Source organism: Amycolatopsis pittospori (genome assembly GCF_013870525.1).
In the GTDB taxonomy this organism is placed as follows: Bacteria; Actinomycetota; Actinomycetes; order Mycobacteriales; family Pseudonocardiaceae; genus Amycolatopsis; species Amycolatopsis pittospori.
The window spans coordinates 81,947-99,690 of record NZ_JACBXD010000007.1; the positions used below are offsets into that span (position 1 = coordinate 81,947).

The 17,744-nt window shown below is 69.3% G+C and carries 14 protein-coding genes; 7 read left to right on the top strand and 7 right to left on the bottom strand.

The window, feature by feature from the left end; all coding sequences use genetic code 11:
* Positions 1-55 precede the first annotated feature (55 nt).
* The 4 genes from gltB (at position 56) to H5J31_RS05915 (ending at position 8,813) form a co-directional block, all read left to right on the top strand.
* Entirely contained in the window at positions 56-4,612 is a 4,557-nt protein-coding gene (gene gltB, locus H5J31_RS05900) for a glutamate synthase large subunit (RefSeq protein WP_181771431.1), read from the top strand.
* A complete protein-coding gene (locus H5J31_RS05905; RefSeq protein ID WP_181771432.1) occupies positions 4,605-6,056 on the top strand; it encodes a glutamate synthase subunit beta in 1,452 nt (483 codons plus the stop codon). Before gltB ends, H5J31_RS05905 begins: the two co-directional genes overlap by 8 nt.
* A 258-nt stretch (positions 6,057-6,314) precedes the next feature.
* Complete coding sequence (locus H5J31_RS05910; RefSeq protein WP_181771433.1) at positions 6,315-7,718, top strand: Dyp-type peroxidase; 1,404 nt, start codon at positions 6,315-6,317, stop codon at positions 7,716-7,718.
* 309 nt (positions 7,719-8,027) lie between these two features.
* On the top strand, positions 8,028-8,813 hold the full coding sequence (locus tag H5J31_RS05915; RefSeq protein ID WP_181771434.1) for a DeoR/GlpR family DNA-binding transcription regulator: 786 nt from the start codon (positions 8,028-8,030) through the stop codon (positions 8,811-8,813).
* Here the strand turns inward: H5J31_RS05915 and H5J31_RS05920 are convergent.
* From H5J31_RS05920 to H5J31_RS05940, 5 genes are read right to left on the bottom strand one after another with little or no spacing between them, the layout of a single operon-like run.
* On the bottom strand, positions 8,803-9,696 hold the full coding sequence (locus H5J31_RS05920) for an ROK family protein (RefSeq protein ID WP_181771487.1): 894 nt from the start codon (positions 9,694-9,696) through the stop codon (positions 8,803-8,805). The two genes, H5J31_RS05915 and H5J31_RS05920, sit on opposite strands and share 11 nt — an antisense overlap.
* A 44-nt stretch (positions 9,697-9,740) precedes the next feature.
* Positions 9,741-10,370: a response regulator gene (locus H5J31_RS05925; protein WP_181771435.1), complete on the bottom strand. Its 630-nt coding sequence runs from the start codon at positions 10,368-10,370 to the stop codon at positions 9,741-9,743.
* Complete coding sequence (locus H5J31_RS05930) at positions 10,367-11,650, bottom strand: sensor histidine kinase (protein ID WP_181771436.1); 1,284 nt, start codon at positions 11,648-11,650, stop codon at positions 10,367-10,369. The genes H5J31_RS05925 and H5J31_RS05930 overlap by 4 nt, the downstream gene beginning before the upstream one ends.
* A 3-nt stretch (positions 11,651-11,653) precedes the next feature.
* Positions 11,654-12,394: an ABC transporter permease gene (locus tag H5J31_RS05935; RefSeq protein WP_181771437.1), complete on the bottom strand. Its 741-nt coding sequence runs from the start codon at positions 12,392-12,394 to the stop codon at positions 11,654-11,656.
* A gap of 10 nt (positions 12,395-12,404) precedes the next feature.
* Positions 12,405-13,313, bottom strand: coding sequence for an ABC transporter ATP-binding protein (locus H5J31_RS05940; RefSeq protein ID WP_181771438.1), 909 nt, complete (start codon positions 13,311-13,313; stop codon positions 12,405-12,407).
* A gap of 342 nt (positions 13,314-13,655) precedes the next feature.
* Between H5J31_RS05940 and H5J31_RS05945 the strand changes: the two genes are divergently transcribed.
* Positions 13,656-13,865 carry a CbtB domain-containing protein gene (locus H5J31_RS05945; protein ID WP_181771439.1) on the top strand — a complete coding sequence of 70 codons (210 nt, stop codon included), beginning with the start codon at positions 13,656-13,658 and terminating at the stop codon, positions 13,863-13,865.
* Positions 13,866-13,880: 15 nt separating this feature from the next.
* Positions 13,881-14,648 carry a CbtA family protein gene (locus H5J31_RS05950; RefSeq protein ID WP_181771440.1) on the top strand — a complete coding sequence of 256 codons (768 nt, stop codon included), beginning with the start codon at positions 13,881-13,883 and terminating at the stop codon, positions 14,646-14,648.
* 67 nt (positions 14,649-14,715) lie between these two features.
* On the opposite strand, the gene H5J31_RS05955 is transcribed toward H5J31_RS05950, so the two are convergent.
* Both H5J31_RS05955 and H5J31_RS05960 read right to left on the bottom strand, forming a co-directional pair.
* The gene (locus H5J31_RS05955) at positions 14,716-16,173 is read right to left on the bottom strand and encodes a cobyric acid synthase (protein ID WP_181771441.1); all 1,458 of its coding nucleotides are present in this window, start codon (positions 16,171-16,173) and stop codon (positions 14,716-14,718) included.
* Positions 16,170-17,102: a cobalamin biosynthesis protein gene (locus tag H5J31_RS05960; protein WP_181771442.1), complete on the bottom strand. Its 933-nt coding sequence runs from the start codon at positions 17,100-17,102 to the stop codon at positions 16,170-16,172. The genes H5J31_RS05955 and H5J31_RS05960 overlap by 4 nt, the downstream gene beginning before the upstream one ends.
* A 36-nt stretch (positions 17,103-17,138) precedes the next feature.
* Here H5J31_RS05960 and H5J31_RS05965 point away from each other — a divergent pair, with 36 nt between their 5' ends.
* Positions 17,139-17,744 carry a bifunctional adenosylcobinamide kinase/adenosylcobinamide-phosphate guanylyltransferase gene (locus H5J31_RS05965; RefSeq protein ID WP_181771443.1) on the top strand — a complete coding sequence of 202 codons (606 nt, stop codon included), beginning with the start codon at positions 17,139-17,141 and terminating at the stop codon, positions 17,742-17,744.

Genomic DNA, 17,744 nt, shown 5'->3' on the forward strand with positions numbered 1-17,744 from the left:
AACCACCCGAACGGAGTGGTACCGGTCGCGCCGACGCCTTGGGAGGCGGCCAGCCGTGACCCACCATGCCAGCTACAAGGGCAGCAAGGCCCCCGAAGGCCTGTATGACCCGGAGTTCGAACACGACGCCTGTGGTGTCGCGTTCGTCGCCGATCTCTCCGGAAAACGCGATCACGGCATCGTCGCCAAAGCACTGATCGCGCTGCGGAACCTGGAACATCGCGGGGCCCGCGGCGCCGACCCGGAGACCGGCGACGGCGCCGGGATCCTGATCCAGGTCCCCGACGAGTTCTATCGCGACGTCGTCGACTTCGCGCTGCCCGAACCGGGCGCGTACGCCGTCGGCACGGCTTTCCTGCCGCAGGACGAAAAAGCACGCGGCCGGGCGATGACGACCATCGAGCGCGTCGCCGCCGAAGAAGGCATGCGCGTGCTCGGCTGGCGCGACCTTCCGGTCCACACCGAACACGTCGGGACCGGCGCGGCCGAGACCATGCCGCATTTCAGCCAGCTGTTCCTGGCAGGACAGGACGCACTGGAAGGCCTGGCCCTGGAACGTGCCGCCTTCGTGGTGCGTAAACGCGCCGAGCACGAACTGGCCGAGGGCGGGGAAGACGGGGAAGACGCTGTCTACTTCCCCAGCCTGTCGTCGCGGACGATCGTCTACAAAGGAATGCTCACCGAGCCGCAGGTCGAGAAGTTCTTCGCCGACCTCACCGACGAGCGCGTCACCAGCGCCATCGGCCTGGTGCACTCCCGTTTCTCCACCAACACCTTCCCGTCGTGGCCGCTGGCGCACCCGTACCGGTACGTCGCCCACAACGGCGAGATCAACACCCTGCGCGGCAACCGGAACTGGATGGACGCGCGTGAGGCGCTGCTCGAATCCGATCTGATCCCCGGTGACCTCAAGCGGATCTACCCCGTCATCACGCGCGGGGCGAGCGACTCGGCGTCCTTCGACGAGGTGCTGGAGCTGCTCCACCTCGGCGGCCGGTCGCTGCCGCACGCGGTGCTGATGATGATCCCGGAGGCCTGGGAGAACCATCAGGAGATGGACCCCGCGCGCCGCGCCTTCTACGAGTTCCACTCGACGCTGATGGAGCCGTGGGACGGCCCCGCGCTGGTGTCATTCACCGACGGCACCCAGATCGGCGCGGTGCTCGACCGCAACGGCCTGCGCCCCGCCCGCTACTGGGTCACCGAAGACGGCCTCGTCGTCCTCGCCAGCGAGGTCGGCGTGCTGGAGCTGGACCAGGCCACCATCGTCCGCAAGGGACGGTTGGAGCCGGGCCGTATGTTCCTCGTGGACACCGCGGCCGGCCGGATCGTCGAGGACGAGGAGATCAAGGACCGGCTCGCCACCGAGCACCCGTACGACGAGTGGGTCGAAGACGGTCTGCTCCCGCTCGACGGGCTCCCCGAACGCGAACGCGAGATCCCGCCGCACGCCGCGCTCGTGCGCCGTCAGCAGGCCTTCGGCTACACCGAAGAGGAACTCGACGTCCTGCTCGAACCGATGGCCCGCACCGGCGCGGAACCGATCGGCTCAATGGGCAACGACTCCCCCATCGCGTCGCTGTCGAGCCGCCCGCGGCTGATCTTCGACTACTTCATCCAGCTCTTCGCCCAGGTGACCAACCCGCCGCTGGACGCCATCCGCGAGGAACTGGTCACTTCGCTCGGCACCCAGCTGGGCGCGGAGCCGAACCTGCTCGTCTCCGACGCGAAGTCGTGCCGCCGGATCGTCCTGCCGTTCCCGGTGCTGGACAACGACGAGCTCGCGAAACTGGTGCACGTCAACGACGACGGCGACCTCCCCGAGTTCCAGGCCGTCACCGTGCAGGGCACCTACGACGTCCACGGCGGCGGCGAGGCGCTCGTGCGGCGGCTCGACGAGATCCGCGCCGAGGTGTCCGCGGCCATCGCCGAGGGCGCGCGGCTGATCGTGCTGTCCGACCGCGGGATCGACGAAGACCACGCGGGTATCCCGTCGCTGCTCCTCACCGGCGCGGTGCACCACCACCTGGTTCGCGAGAAGACCCGCACTCAGGTCGGCCTCATCGTCGAGGCCGGCGACGCGCGCGAGGTCCACCACATCGCGCTGCTGATCGGCTACGGCGTCGCCGCGGTGAACCCGTACCTGGCGATGGCGACCGTCGAGGAGATGGCCGATCAGGGCCTGATCGCCGGGGTCACCGGCAAGCAGGCGACCGCGAACCTGATCAAGGCGCTGGGCAAGGGCGTCCGCAAGACGATGTCGAAGATGGGAGTGTCCACAGTGGCCTCCTACACCGGCGCGCAGATCTTCGAAGCGGTCGGGCTCGGCGACGAGGTCATCGAGAACTGCTTCACCGGCACCACGTCCCGCCTCGGCGGCGTCGGCTTCGACACGCTGTCGCTGGAAGTCGCCGAGCGGCACCGCCGGGCGTTCCCCGCCGACGGCTTCCGCGCGAACCACCGCGAGCTGGAGACCGGCGCCGACTACCAGTGGCGCCGCGAGGGCGAACCGCATCTGTTCAACCCGCAGACGGTGTTCAAGCTGCAGCACTCCACCCGCGCCGGGAAGTACGACGTCTTCAAGGAGTACACGCGCGCCGTCGACGACCAGGCGCAGAAGCTGTACACGCTGCGCGGGCTGTTCGACTTCAAGTTCGGCACGCGGCCCCCGGTGCCGGTCGAAGAGGTCGAGCCGGTCTCCGAGATCGTCAAGCGGTTCGCCACCGGCGCGATCTCCTACGGTTCGATTTCCGCGGAGATGCACGAAACGCTGGCCATCGCGATGAACCGCCTCGGTGGCAAGTCGAACACCGGTGAGGGCGGCGAGGATCCGGAACGGCTCTACGACCCCGAGCGTCGCAGCGCGGTCAAGCAGGTCGCGAGTGGACGGTTCGGCGTCACCAGCGAGTACCTGGTCAACGCGGACGACATCCAGATCAAGATGGCGCAGGGCGCGAAGCCCGGCGAGGGCGGTCAGCTGCCCGGCGCGAAGGTCTACCCGTGGATCGCGAAGACGCGGCACTCCACGCCGGGTGTCGGGCTGATCTCCCCGCCGCCGCACCACGACATCTACTCGATCGAGGATCTGGCCCAGCTGATCCACGACCTCAAGAACGCCAACCCGGCCGCGCGCATCCACGTGAAGCTCGTTTCCGAGGTCGGCGTCGGCACGGTCGCGGCGGGCGTTTCCAAGGCCCACGCGGACGTCGTGCTCATCTCCGGGCACGACGGCGGCACCGGCGCTTCCCCGCTTTCGTCCATCAAGCACGCGGGTGGCCCGTGGGAACTCGGGCTCGCCGAGACCCAGCAGACGTTGCTGGCCAACCGGTTGCGCGACCGGATCGTGGTGCAGACCGACGGCCAGCTCAAGACCGGCCGTGACGTCGTCATCGCCGCGCTGCTCGGCGCCGAGGAGTTCGGTTTCGCGACGGCGCCGCTGGTGGTGTCCGGTTGCATCATGATGCGCGTGTGTCACCTGGACACCTGCCCGGTCGGCGTCGCGACGCAGAACCCGAAGCTGCGCGAGAAGTTCAGCGGCAAGGCCGAGTACGTGGTGAACTTCTTCGAGTTCATCGCCCAGGAGGTCCGGGAATACCTGGCGGAGCTGGGTTTCCGGTCCATCGCCGAGGCCGTCGGGCACGCGGAGATGCTCGACAAGCGCAAGGCGATCGACCACTGGAAGGCCGCCGGGCTCGACCTTTCGCCGATCTTCCACGTGCCCGACATGGCCCCGGCCGGTCTGCGTCACCAGCAGACGGTGCAGGACCACGGACTGGAGAAGGCCCTCGACAACACGCTGATCCAGCTGGCCGAGGGCGCGCTGTCGTCCGGCGACAAGGTGCGGCTGGAACTGCCGGTCCGCAACGTGAACCGGACCGTCGGCACCATGCTCGGCCACGAGCTCACCAAGCGGTGGGGCGGCGAGGGCCTGCCGGACAACACGATCGACGTCACCTTCACCGGTACCGCCGGTCAGTCGTTCGGCGCGTTCGTGCCCAAGGGCATCACGCTGCGGCTCTACGGCGACGGCAACGACTACGTCGGCAAGGGCCTCTCCGGCGGACGGCTCATCGTGCGGCCGCCCGAGGTGGCGCGGTACAACGCCGAAGAGCACATCATCGCCGGCAACGTGATCGGCTACGGCGCGACCAGCGGCGAGATCTTCATCCGCGGCAAGGTCGGCGAGCGGTTCTGCGTGCGCAACTCGGGCGCGCTGGCCGTCGTCGAAGGCGTCGGCGACCACGGCTGCGAGTACATGACCGGCGGCAAGGTGGTCGTGCTCGGCAGTGTGGGCCGCAACTTCGCGGCCGGGATGTCGGGCGGTATCGCCTACGTGCTGGACCTGCCCGCGCACCGGATCAACCCGGAGATGGTCGACGTCGACCCGCTGGATTCGTCCGATGTGGACTTCCTGCGCGAGGCGCTCGAAAAGCATTACGACGAAACGGAGTCCGCGGTCGCGCGTGTGCTGCTCGCCGACTGGGACGCCGCCGTCGACCGGTTCGGCAAGGTCATGCCGAAGGACTACAAGCGTGTGCTCGCGGCTCAGGCGGACGCCGAGCGGGAAGGGCGCGACGTGAACGAGGCGATCATGGAGGCCGCACATGGCTGACCCCAAGGGCTTTCTGACCACCACGCGCGAGACGCCGAAGAGCCGTCCCGTCGACCTGCGCCTGATGGACTGGCGCGAGGTGTACGAGGACTTCGCGACGTCGAAACTGCAGAAGCAGGCCGGGCGCTGCATGGACTGCGGCATCCCGTTCTGTCACCAGGGCTGTCCGCTCGGGAACCTCATCCCCGAGTGGAACACCCTGACCTGGCGCGACGATTGGCGCGAAGCGGCCGACCGGCTGCACGCGACCAACAATTTCCCGGAGTTCACCGGGACCCTCTGCCCGGCGCCGTGCGAGACGGCGTGTGTGCTCGGGATCAACGACGATCCCGTCACCATCAAGCGGGTCGAGATCTCGATCATCGACCGGGCCTTCGAAGAAGGCTGGGTCACGCCTGAATCGCCGGTCGTCAGGACCGGCAAGAAGGTGGCGGTGGTCGGATCCGGGCCGTCGGGACTCGCCGCGGCGCAGCAGCTCACGCGAGCGGGCCACAGTGTCGTGGTCTTCGAGCGGGCCGACAAGATCGGCGGGCTGCTGCGCTACGGCATCCCCGAGTTCAAGATGGAGAAGCACCGTCTCGACCGCCGTCTGGACCAGATGCGCGCGGAAGGCACGGAGTTCCGGACGTCGGTGAACGTCGGCGTCGACCTCACGGTCGAGGAGCTCAAGTCCTCGTACGACGCCGTGGTCCTCGCGGGTGGAGCCACCGCGTGGCGCGATCTGCCGATCGACGGCCGTGGGCACGACGGCATCCACCAGGCGATGGAGTTCCTGCCGCCGGCCAACCGCGTCGCGGCCGGTGAACTGGACGTCTCGCCGATCAGTGCCGAAGGCCTCGACGTCGTCGTCATCGGCGGCGGCGACACCGGCGCGGACTGCGTCGGCACTTCGCACCGCCAGGGCGCGAAGTCGGTGACGCAGCTGGAGATCATGCCGAAGCCGCCGCTTTCGCGCGCCGACGCGCATCCGTGGCCGACGTACCCGATGATCTACCGCGTCTCGTCCGCGCACGAAGAGGGCGGCGAGCGGCTGTACTCGGTCAACACCCAGGAGTTCCTGGCCGACGCCGACGGCCGCGTCCGGGCGCTGAAGCTGGTCGAGGTGCGCAACGAGGGCGGCAAGTTCGTCCCGGTCGAAGGCACCGAGAAGGAACTTCCGGCGCAGCTGGTGCTGCTCGCGATGGGCTTCGTCGGCCCGGAGCGGGAAGGCCTGCTGGAGGCGCTCGACGTCGAGCTGGACCAGCGCGGCAACGTCGCCCGCGACAAGGCGTTCAAGACCAGCGTCGACAACGTGTTCGTGGCGGGTGACATGGGCCGCGGCCAGTCGCTCATCGTGTGGGCGATCGCCGAAGGCCGCTCCGCCGCGGCCGGGGTCGATGCCTTCCTCACCGGTCGCGACGTCCTGCCCGCCCCGATCGCCCCGACCGACCGGCCCCTCACCTAAGACCCGGGAGACCCGCCTTTGGTCCTCTCCTTGCGGTGGTTGCGCAGGCAACTATCGCAAGGAGAGGACTAATTGCGTTAGGTGACCGGCGGGACTGGTTCTTTCGGGTGATAAAGCGCCCAAAAGAGGGTACTTGCGGGTGAAGACGGCCGCCTTTCGGTATCGGTTGTATCAGGGGAGTACGACTCGCGCGGCGGTGGGAACCGGCAAGACCTGCCGGGGCCGCCGAGCGGGTTCCCGGGGAGGGGGTTCCTTGACATGACCATCGACTTGACCACGCCCTTGGAATGGAAGCAAGCGAGCGGCGACGCCGCGAGGATGCTCGAAGAACTGCAGCCGAACATCCTCAAGGCACACGCCCGCGACCATTTCTCCGCGCTTTTCCTACGCTTTTCGGAAGTAACGAGCGCGAAGGCGTTCCTTGCCTCACTCGTCCCGCTGATGAAGTCCGCGAAAACGCATCTGACCGAGGTGGAGCGGTTCAAGACCGAGGGAACGAAGGGTTCGCCGTACGTCGGGACAGGACTGACCGCGGCGGGCTACCGGTTCCTGGAAATCCAGGCACCGCAAGATGAATCGTTCCTGCTCGGCATGCGCACGCAGGAGACCAGGGAGAAGCTGAGCGACCCGCCTCGCTCCACCTTCGACAGTGGATACCACGACGAGATCCACGCCGTCGTCATCGTCGGCGACGCGGCCGACGCCCCGATGACCGCGCGCCGGAACGAGGTTCTCACGCTGATTCCGTCGACCGTCACCGTGGTCGCCGAGGAAACCGGACTCGGCCGAGTGAATTCCCAGGGCGAAGGTATCGAGCATTTCGGTTATGTCGACGGCCGGAGTCAGCCGCTTTTCCTGATCGAGGACATCCGCGCGGAAGAGGCCGAAACGGACGGAATCACCACCTGGGATCCGACTGCTCCGTTGAGCCAGGTACTCGTCGCGGATTGCGCGGCTCCCGATCCGGCCGTGCATTTCGGCAGCTACTTCGTTTTCCGCAAACTGGAACAGAATGTGCGGCGTTTCAAGCAGGCCGAGGAGGCCCTGGCGGACGAACTCGGCCTTGTCGGCGAGGATCGGGAACGCGCGGGAGCGATGATCGTCGGCCGATTCGAGGACGGCACGCCGCTGACCGCGCAACGGGAAGACGGCGCGGAAAGCCCGGTACCCAACAACTTCAGCTACGGAAGTGACGCGGCCGGCGCGAAATGCCCCTTCCAGGCGCATATCCGGAAGACGAACCCACGCGGAAGCGGCGGCGCCGAGGAGCCGCCCGCGGAGCGTCTGCACCTGATGGCGCGACGCGGCGTGCCCTACGGCGAGCGGGCCGACGACCCGAACGCCGACCTACCGCCGTCCGCTCGGCCGAGCGGCGGGGTCGGGCTGCTGTTCATGGCGTTCAACTCGGCGCTGGGCGACCAGTTCGAGTTCACCCAGGCGGCCTGGGCGAACAACGCGTCGTTCCCGATCCCGCCCGATGGGTTCAAACCGCCGGGTCTCGACCCGGTCATCGGCCAGGGCCCGCGTCCGGAATCCGTCTACACCAAGGACTGGGCGGGCACCGAGAAGGAGACCGCGGACCCGATCCCGCAGGCGGTGACCCTCAAGGGCGGTGACTACTTCTTCATGCCGTCGCTGGCCTTCCTGCGCCAATTGGCCTAACCGGGCGGCACGAATCTCACGCGCTGTGGCCGTTTCCGGTGAACCGATGGCGGTTTATCCAGTAAACGTCACCGGAACGGACGCAAAGCGGATATCGGTCCGGAGCCGGCGGCGATAGCGTGCGAGGTGGGCCGGTCCTGGGCGTACCGGTCACGCGGCGGGCGCCGGTCACACTGGGGGTGGCCGGCGCCCGCTCGTTACTTTTCCTCTCGAAGTCCCAAAGCAGCCGCTTCTCTCCGCCCGTATCGCAACGCGTAGTACTTTGTCCGGTGCGGTAAGCGACGATCGCGCTTCGGGGAGGGAGCTCGAATGAATCGGCATGAACGGCTGACGGCCTTATTGGACATGGTGGGAGAGCGGGAAAAAGTCGACGTCGAAGTCGCGGCGGGCGAACTCGGTGTCTCCCCCGCGACGATCCGCCGGGATCTCGATCATCTGGCGGGCCGCAATCTCGTGGTCCGGACTCGCGGTGGCGCCGTCGCGAGCAACGTCGCCTACGACCTTCCGTTGCGGCACAAGGCCGCGCGCAACGCGCCGGAACAGCAACGGATCTCCGCGGCCGCGTCGAAAATGGTCGACCCCGGCATGGTGGTCGGTCTCAACGGCGGCACCGCGAGCACCGAAGTGGGCCGCGCGCTCGCCACCAGACCGGATATGGGCGAACCGAGCGGCTCACCGGTGCTGACCGTGGTGACGAACGCGCTCAACATCGCCCACGAACTCGCGGTGCGGCCGAATATCAAGATCGTGGTGACCGGCGGGGTCGCGCGGCAGCAGTCGTTCGACCTGTCCGGCCCGCTGTCGCATCTGTTCCTCGATCAGATCTCGCTGGATCTGGTGTTCCTCGGGGTGGACGCGTTCGACCCGGTGCACGGGGCACAGGCACACCACGAGGGCGACGCGAGCACGAACCGGCTGATGGCCGCCCGTGCCAGACAGGTGGTGGTCCTCGCGGACAGCGCGAAACTCGGCGGCCACGCCTTCGCGAAGATCTGCGCGACCACCGATGTCGACGTCCTCATCACCGATGGCCGCGCGGATCCCGAGCGAGTGCACGCCTTCGAAGGCGAAGGCGTGCGCGTGGTCAAGGCTTGAGCCGGTCCAGCGCCAGCAGGGCCGCGCCGAGCCTGCCCGCCTCGTCGCCGAGCTGCGCGATCCGCAGTTCCGGCATCCGCTGGAACTGCAGGTTCGCCGCCAGCCAGGCACGGACCGGTTCCAGCACGTAGTCGCCGGCGCTGAACAGGCCGCCGCCGAGCACGACGACCTCGGGCGCGAGCAAGGTGACCAAGGTCTTGATGCCGTGGCCGAGACCGTCGAGCGCGTCGTTCACGACGGAGATCGCGGCCTCGTCGCCGTGCCGCGCGGCGTCGACCACCTGCTCGGCGCCTTCGTCCGGCCGCCCGGTGTGCTCGCTGTACCGGCGCGCGATGGCCGACGCCGAGGAGATCGCCTCGAGACAGCCCGTCGCGCCACATCCGCACGGCAGCCGGTGGCCGACGTCGATATGGCCGATCTCGCCGCCCAGGCCGCCCGCTGCGTACAGCTTGCCGTCGAGCTGGAGCGCGGCCGCGATCCCGGTGCCGACCGGGATGAACGCGGCGTCCGTGCAGCCCTTGCCCGCGCCGACGCGGAACTCCGCCAGCCCGCCCGCGCGGACGTCGTGCCCGAACGCGAACGGCAGCCCCAGCCTGCTGTCGAGCATCTCGCCGAACGGGACGTTCCGGAAGTCGAGGTTCGCCGAGAACGTGGCCACCCTTTCGACCTCGTCGACGATGCCCGGGATGACCACGCCGACCGCGTCCGGTTTACCGGTGCCCGCCTGCTTGCCCAGTGTTTCCACGATCCGCGCGACCTGATCCGCGAGTGCCTCGCCGTCCGCCCCGCGCGCGGTCGGTTCGCGCAAACTGGCCAGGTCCTTCAGATCCGCGTCGTACAAGGCCGCCTTGATGGACGTACCGCCGACATCGAGTGCCGCCACCGCAGGTGTCATAGCTGGATTTTGACACGCCCGGGACGCCGCCGTTAGCCGCGCGGTGTCAGGTAGCCCTGGGAGAACGCCGCGGCCACGGCGGCCGCACGGTCGTTGACGCCGAGTTTCGCGTAGACGTGCAGCAGGTGTGTCTTGACCGTCGCTTCGCTGATGAACAGCCGCTTCGCCGCCTCGCGGTTCGTCGAGCCCTTGGCGATCAGCTCCAGGACCTCCAGTTCACGCTGCGAGAGCGGCCCCGAGGCCGGTTGCCGCATCTGCCCCATCAGCCGGGTCGCGACGGCGGGAGACAGCATGGCCTGCCCCCGCGAGGCCGCCTCCACCGCACGGAACAGTTCCTCCCTCGGCGCGTCCTTGAGGAGGTAGCCGGTGGCCCCTGCCTGGATGGCGGGCAGCACGTCGCTGTCGGTGTCATATGTGGTGAGTACGAGCACCCGCGAGGGCACCCCGCGTTTCGCCAGCTCCTCGATGGCGGTGACACCGTCGGTCCGGGGCATCCGCAGATCCATCAGGATCACGTCCGGCCGGAGCTTCGTGCCGGCGGCGATGGCCTCCTCGCCGTCCCCCGCCTCACCGACCACCTCGAACCGCGGGTCGGCGCTGAACATGCCCCGCAGTCCGTCCCGCACCACCGGATGGTCGTCGACGATCAGCAGCGAGATCATCGCTCACCCCCGGCCGGGATAGACGGCACGGAAACCGAGATCGCGGTGCCGCCACCCGGCTCCGACTCGATGGCGAGCCGTCCCGCGAGGCGCCGCACCCGCTGCCGCATCCCGGCCAGCCCGAACCCGCCGTCGGCGGAACCGTTGGCACGCTTGGCTTTCGGCTCGAAGCCCACGCCGTCGTCACGCACGTCCAGTGTCACCAGGTCCTCCATGTACGACAGGGTCAGGCCGACGCGGCGGGCGTTCGCGTGTTTGGCGACGTTGGCGAGTGCTTCCTGCGCGGCGCGGAGCAGGGTCACCTCGACGTCGGCGTGCATCGGCCGGGGGTCGCCGGTGGTGGTCAGCACCGCCTCGATGTGGTGCACGCCGGCCCAGCGCCTGGTCACTTCGCCGATCGCGTCCTGGAGCCTGCCCTCGGCGAGCGCCTCCGGCTGCACGGCGTGCACCGTCCGGCGGGCCTCGGTCAGGCTTTCCCTCGCCAGGTTCATCGCGTTCGTCACGTGGCGATGCAGCACCGGAGGCTCGTCCAGCGTCTGCTCGGCGGCCTGGAGCTGGGTGAGGATTCCCGCCAGTCCCTGGGCCAGGGTGTCGTGGATCTCCCGCGCCATCCGCTGCCGCTCGTCCAGCACCCCGGCCTCGCGCGCCTGGACGAGCAACTGGGCGTGCAGACCGGCGTTCTCCTCCAGTGCGGCCTCCAGCTTGACGTTCGCCTTGTGCAGTTCGGCCAGCGCCCGCCGCTGCTTGTCGATGCGCTGATCGGACATCTCGGCGAAGTAGGAGAACGCGCTGGCCAGCATCGTGGAGACCACGCCGATGCCCAGCCACGCCCACCACAGGTCGCCGGTCCTGATGTTGTCGATCCCGCCCAGGTACGCCGCCGCCGAGATCACCGCCGTGGCGGCGACCCCGGCATACCGCCACCGCCCCGTCAGATACTGGAACGCCTGCGGATAGCCGACGAAGACGAAGAGCCCGTACCAGGGCGCCATCGCCACCAGACCGGCGGCGAGCACCATCAGGCCGGTGTAGTACAGGCCCATCAACGGGCGGTTCGGATGCCATTCCGGGTGGAGGGTGTGGAACCAGAGCACCCAGACCGAGGCCGCGATCGAAAGCGCGAGCACCGCTGGCAAGCGCACCGGCACGTCCCAGAGCGGCAGCAGCACCGTGACCAGGGTGCTGATCGCCAGGAGGAAGTACGGGAGGACCTTGAAAACGGTCGTCTCCCGGCGTTCCAGCCGGTCGAACTCCGACCGCAGCTCCGCCTCGATGCTCACGACTCACTCCCAGCGGAAGTACCGGGCGGCCAGCCCACCGGCCACGATCGTCCACCCCAGCATGACGGCCAGATGCAGCGGTTGCGGCCAGTGACCGGCGGTGGCGTCCTGCAATGATTGCACGCCGGCGCCCAGCGGGGTGAAGTCGCTGATCTTCCGCAGGACGTCGTTCATCTCGGCGCGCGGTACCCAGAGACCGGCGAAGAACACGAGCGGGAAGAACAGCAGGGTCCCGATCGCGCCGGCGCTCTTGCCGGTCGGCGCGAGCGAGGCGACCAGCAGGCCGATCGCGAACATCGACACCGCCGCCAAGAGGTAGGCGATCAGGTAGGCGGGCAGCTGTCCAGGCGGGCTCACGTCGAAGGCCAGAGCGCCGATGGCCAGCACGACCACCATCGTCACCAGGGACAGGATCGTGGACATCAGCAGTTGCGCGCCGAGCATGACCCGCGGTTCGACCGGGGTGGTCCGCATCCGGCGCAGCACGCCCTTCTCCCGGTAGGTGGCGAACAGCTGGGACAGGCTGTTGAGCGAGAACAGGGCGAGGCCCATCACGACGATGATCGGTACGTACAAGGTGATCGCCCGCGCGCCGCCGAGGTCCGCGCTGGGTTCCCGCATGGCGGGGACGAGGCCGAGGACGACGAGCAGGATCGGGGGAAAGGCGAGCGCGAAGAAAACGAGCATCGGCTCGCGGAAGAAGAGTTTGGTCTCGGTGGCGGTGAGCCGGGCCAGAGCGGACATGACGGTCTCCTCAGGAGTCGATGGGGCGGCCGGTGAGCGCGACGAACGCGTCGTCCAGCGAGGTCTGCTCGACGCGCAGGTCCGCGGCGGTGACCTGGTGACGGGCGAGCACGGTGGTCACGGCGAGCAGCAGGTTCCCGGTACCGGTCACCACGAGCCGGTCACCCGCCCGCTCGACCGAGACGACCTCGGGCAACGCGGCCAGCACGGCGTGGTCCAGCGGCGCGGACGGCCGGAACCGGATGCGCTGCCGATCGTCGACGCCGGAGATCAGCCCTGCCGGGGTGTCGAGGGCGACGACCCGGCCGGAGTCGATCACCGCGAGCCTGTCGCACAGTCGTTCCGCTTCTTCCATGAAATGGGTGACCAGCAGGATCGTGACCCCGCGGTCGCGGACGGCCTCGATCAGATCCCACGCGTCGCGGCGTGCCTGCGGGTCGAGGCCGGTGGTGAGCTCGTCGAGCACCGCGACCTTCGGGTCGCCGATCAGCGCGAGCGCGATCGACAGCCGCTGCTTCTGCCCACCGGACAGCCTGCGGAACTGGGTGCCGACCTTGTCGGTCAGGTCGAGGGTGCCGAGCAGTTCCCGCCAGTCGGCCGGTTCGCGGTAGAAGGAGCTGTACAGCTCCATCACCTCGCCGACCTCGAGCTTGTCCGGAAGCTCGCTTTCCTGCAGCTGCGCGCCGAGCAGCTGCCGCAGTTCGCCGGTGTCGCGTCGCGGGTCGATCCCACAGACCCGGATGGTTCCGCCGTCCGGGGTGCGCAGCCCCTCGACACACTCGACGGTCGTGGTCTTGCCCGCCCCGTTGGGGCCCAGGATGCCGAAGATCTCGCCCCGCTCGACGGTGAAACCGACCCCGTTCACCGCGGTGTGGTCGCCGTAGCGTTTGACGAGGCCGTCTACCTCGATGATTGCCATACTCGAAGCCTGCCGCCGGACCCCGGTGGGCCGAATCGACCGTGCGGCCAGGACCGACGGCGACCGCGGTGGAGCCCACCATCAACCGATCGGTGGATGGCAGGGGTCGGCGCGGCGGCCGGACCACGGCGTAACGGGCCCGCGGCGATTGGGTTCGGTCACATTGACCGGAAGGTTTGCGGCGACCTACGCTCGTCCGGCCAGACGACGGTATCCGGAACGCGGTGAAATTCCGCGCGGTCGCGCCACTGTGACCCCGAACCACACGGTTCGGGGAAGCCAGACCCGGCGCCGTCGTGTCACCCCTGAAGAGGCCGCGCTAGCCCGAGGAGGTCCCACCGCATGTCGTCTCAAGCGGTAACCGCAGTTCCCGTCCCGATCCGGATCCCGGTCCGCGAGATCCTGCCGTGGGCGGTGCTCGTCATCCTCCTTTCGCTGATCACCCTGTACTTCATCAGCGCCGAGCAGGGTGCGGTGTCGGTGTTCGCGAACTCGTACGTCCACGAGTTCGTCCACGACGGCCGGCACCTGCTGGCCTTCCCCTGCCACTAGGCGGGCGCACGCCCCATGATGAGGACCTTGCTGGTCCGCGGCATGCTCGCGGGCCTGATCGCTGGTGTCTTGGCGACCCTGTTCGCCTACTTCTTCGGTGAGCCTTCGGTCGAGACCGCCATCGGTCTCGAAGGCACCGCCGCCCATTCCCACAGTTCCCCCGAGGCGCACGAACACCCTCCCGCCGGCGCTGAGCCCGAAGAGGAAGAGCTGGTCACGCGCGGTGTGCAGAGCACCGTGGGGCTGCTGACCGGCGTCGGGCTGTACGGCGTCGCCGTCGGCGGCCTGTTCTCGCTGGCGTTCGCCTTCGTCTACGGACGGCTCGGCACGCTGCGGCCGCGGGTGACCGCGGCCCTGCTCACCGGTGGCGCGTTCGTGGTCGTGTTCCTGGTGCCGTTCCTGAAGTACCCGGCGAATCCGCCCGCCGTCGGACAGGCGGGCACCATCGGGAGCCGGACGTCGCTGTACTTCGGCTTCGTAGCGCTCTCGCTGCTGGTCGCCATCCTCGCCGCGGCGTTCGGCCGGAAGCTGGCCGACAAACTCGGCGCCTGGCGCGGCGGGCTGCTCGCCGCGGGCGGGTACGTCGTGCTGATCGCGGTGGCGGCGGCGCTGCTGCCGTCGATCGACGAGGTCCCCGCCGAGTTCCCCGGTTCCACCCTGTGGACCTTCCGGCTGGCCTCTGTCGGCACCCAGCTGGTGCTGTGGACGGTGCTCGGCCTCACCTTCGGCGCTCTGGTCGAGAAGGCCTTGGCACGCAAGGAAGTCGCCCGAGCGATCGCTTAGGTCCGTGAAGGCCTCCTTAAGGGACCCAGAGTCCCTCAAGGAGGCCTTCACGGACTTGCGACCCGGCTCAGGCCCCCGGCGGCACGAAAGGCAGGTCGGCGGGCGCACCGGTTTCGAGCAGCCGCAGGAGTCCCGCCGTGTCGGCGTGCTCTTCGACGGCGTCGGCGAGACGGTCCAGCATGCTTTCCCGGAGCCGCCCGAATCCGGGCGCGCCGTCGGCCGGTGACCAGTCCGCGACCTCGCCCAGCCAGGCGCGGCGGAAGCCGTCGTTCTCGAAGGCGCCGTGCCACATCGTGCCCCAGATCGGACCTCGCCGATATCCGTCCAAAAAGGACTCGGCGGGGCCGGTGGCCGATACGGCACCGTGGTGGATCTCGTACGCCTCCACCGGTTGGCCGCGCCATTCACCCGTTGGACGTGCCAGCACCTTGTCTGCGCTGAAGGAGACCCGGGTCGGCAGCAGGCCAAGGCCGGGCACGGTTCCGGCACCGGATTCGACGTCGTCCTCGATCTCCGCGGCCAGCATCTGGTAGCCGCCACAGATCCCCAGCACCGGACGGCCGGCCTCGGCCCGCGTGCGGACCGCGTCGGCCAGGCCGCGGGCGCGCAGCCATTCCAGATCGTCCACCGTCGCGCGGGAACCGGGCAGGATCACCACGTCGGCGGAAAGGACCGTGTCCGGATCGGCCGTCAGCATGACCGAGACGCCGGGCTCGGCGGCGAGCGCGTCGACGTCGGTCGCGTTGGAGGCGCGGGGGAAACGCACGACCGCGACGCGCAGGGAACCGCCACCGGCGCCCCAGCCCGCCGCGGCCAAGGCGTCCTCGGAGTCGATCCACACCTGGTCCAGCCACGGCAGGACGCCGAAGACCTCGCGGCCGGTGAGCTTCTCCAGCGTCGCCAGGCCGGGCCGGAGCAGGCCGACGTCGCCGCGGAACTTGTTGACCAGCCAGCCCGAGACCAAGGCCTGGTCCTCGGCCGAAAGCAGGGCGAGGGTGCCGAACATCGCGGCCATCACGCCGCCGCGGTCGATGTCGCCGACGACCACCACCGGCAGGCCGAACCGCCGCGCCAGCCCCATGTTGACGTAGTCGCCGGAGCGCAGGTTGATCTCGGCCGGACTGCCCGCGCCCTCACAGAGCACGACGTCGAACCTCTCCCGCAAGGAAGAGAAGGTGTCGAAGGCGATCTCGGCGAGCCCGGCGCGACCGGTCGCGTACTCCCCCGCCTCCAACGTGCCGAACGGTTTCCCGAGCGCGACGACGTGACTGCGCCGGTCGCTACCCGGTTTCAGCAGCACCGGGTTCATCGCGGCTTCGGGCTCGACCCGGGCGGCCCGTGCCTGGAGCCATTGCGCGCGGCCGATCTCGGCGCCATCGGAGCACACCATCGAGTTGTTCGACATGTTCTGCGACTTGAAGGGCGCGACCCGCACCCCTTGGCGCGCGAGCCACCGGCAGAGCGCCGCGGTCACCAGGCTCTTGCCCGCGTCCGACGTCGTCCCCGCGACGAGCAGCCCGCTCACCTCGTGACCGCCACCGCGACGGCGAGCGCGGCGAGGCCGACGACCTTCGAAAGCCGGACAGCGCGGCGTACGTCCACCGGTTCGGGCTCGCGGCCGTCACCGAGGACGCCGCGGCGTTCGGTACGGCCGCCGTAGCTGTTCGTCCCGCCGAGCCGGATCCCGAGCGCGCCCGCGAAAGCGGCCTCGACCTGCCCGGCGTTGGGACTCGGGTGGTGTTTCCCGTCGCGGCGCCAGACCCGGAACGCGGGTTTGGCGAAACCGCCCGCCAGCGGCGCCGAAGCCACTGTCAGCGCCGCGCCGACCCGGGAGGGCACCAGATTCGCCAGATCGTCCGCCCGGGCCGAGGCCCAGCCGAAGTTGGCGTACTTCGGCGACCGGTAGCCGACCATCGCGTCGAGGGTGTTGAGCGCGCGGTAGCCCAGCAGGCCGGGGATCCCGGCGACCGCTCCCCACAGCAGCGGTGCGACGACGGCGTCCGAGGTGTTCTCGGCGATGGATTCGGTGGTGGCGCGGGCGAGTTGTTCCGTGTCCAGCCCGGTGGCGTCGCGGGCGCAGAGGTGCGAGAGCCGCCGCCGCGCGCCGGGCAGATCGCCGTCGTCGAGCAGCCGGGCCATCCTCGTGCCCTCGGCCGCGAGACCGCGACCGCCGAGAACCACCCAGGTGGACGCGGCCGTGAGGGCGAACCGCGCGAACGGGTGTTTCCGGGTCGAGATCTGGGCGGCGACCCCCAATCCGGTGACGGCACCCGCGCAGACCGCGGTGTACGCCGTGCCCCGCACCTTCGAATCTGCCCAAACCCGCTGCTCAACGGCTTGCGCGGCGCGTCCGAAGCCGGCGACCGGATGCCCTCGACGTGGATCTCCGAAGACGGCGTCGGCGACGTAACCGGTAACGAGTCCGGCTGCGGTGGCGGCTTGTCGGAGTGGCACGTGGCGAACGGTAGCGCGTGCACGAGAATGCGGGGTATGACCAAGCTGACGCATCGCCTCGCGAGGTATCTGGAGACCCTCGCGCGGGCACTTCGCCGCTACTCGCGCGACGACGGCAAGGTGCTGATACTGGGCGGCGTCCGTTCTGGGAAGTCACACCACGCCGAGCGGCTCGCGTCCCGTCACCCGCACCTGACCTATGTGGCGCCCGGGTTGCCGCCGAGCGACGACGATCCCGAGTGGGCCGCTCGGGTGGCCGCGCATCGCGCGCGGCGGCCGAGCACCTGGAAGACGATCGAGACCACCGATCTGGCCACCGTGCTGCGGACGGCGACGCATCCACTGCTCATCGACTGTCTCGGCACCTGGATCAGCCGCGTACTCGACGAGGTCGGCGCCTGGGACCAGCGCGGAGGCTGGGAACGGCGGCTCGACGAACGGCTCGAAGACTTCCTGGCGGCGTGGGCGCAGGCCGACGTGCCGGTGATCGCGGTCAGCAACGAGGTCGGCAGCGGTGTGGTGCCCGCGACGGTGTCCGGACGGGTGTTCCGTGATGTGCTGGGCGCACTGAACAACCGGGTGTCCGCCGAATCCGACCGGACCGTACTGGTCGTCGCCGGGCGGATGCTCGACCTGCCTTAG

Coding starts and splice junctions, on each gene's coding strand:
- H5J31_RS05905 (WP_181771432.1), top strand. CDS start 4,605: ATGGCTGACCCCAAGGGCTTTCTGACCACCACGCGCGAGACGCCGAAG.
- H5J31_RS05910 (WP_181771433.1), top strand. CDS start 6,315: ATGACCATCGACTTGACCACGCCCTTGGAATGGAAGCAAGCGAGCGGC.
- H5J31_RS05915 (WP_181771434.1), top strand. CDS start 8,028: ATGAATCGGCATGAACGGCTGACGGCCTTATTGGACATGGTGGGAGAG.
- H5J31_RS05925 (WP_181771435.1), bottom strand. CDS start 10,370: ATGATCTCGCTGCTGATCGTCGACGACCATCCGGTGGTGCGGGACGGA.
- H5J31_RS05935 (WP_181771437.1), bottom strand. CDS start 12,394: ATGTCCGCTCTGGCCCGGCTCACCGCCACCGAGACCAAACTCTTCTTC.
- H5J31_RS05940 (WP_181771438.1), bottom strand. CDS start 13,313: ATGGCAATCATCGAGGTAGACGGCCTCGTCAAACGCTACGGCGACCAC.
- H5J31_RS05945 (WP_181771439.1), top strand. CDS start 13,656: ATGTCGTCTCAAGCGGTAACCGCAGTTCCCGTCCCGATCCGGATCCCG.
- H5J31_RS05950 (WP_181771440.1), top strand. CDS start 13,881: ATGATGAGGACCTTGCTGGTCCGCGGCATGCTCGCGGGCCTGATCGCT.
- H5J31_RS05965 (WP_181771443.1), top strand. CDS start 17,139: ATGACCAAGCTGACGCATCGCCTCGCGAGGTATCTGGAGACCCTCGCG.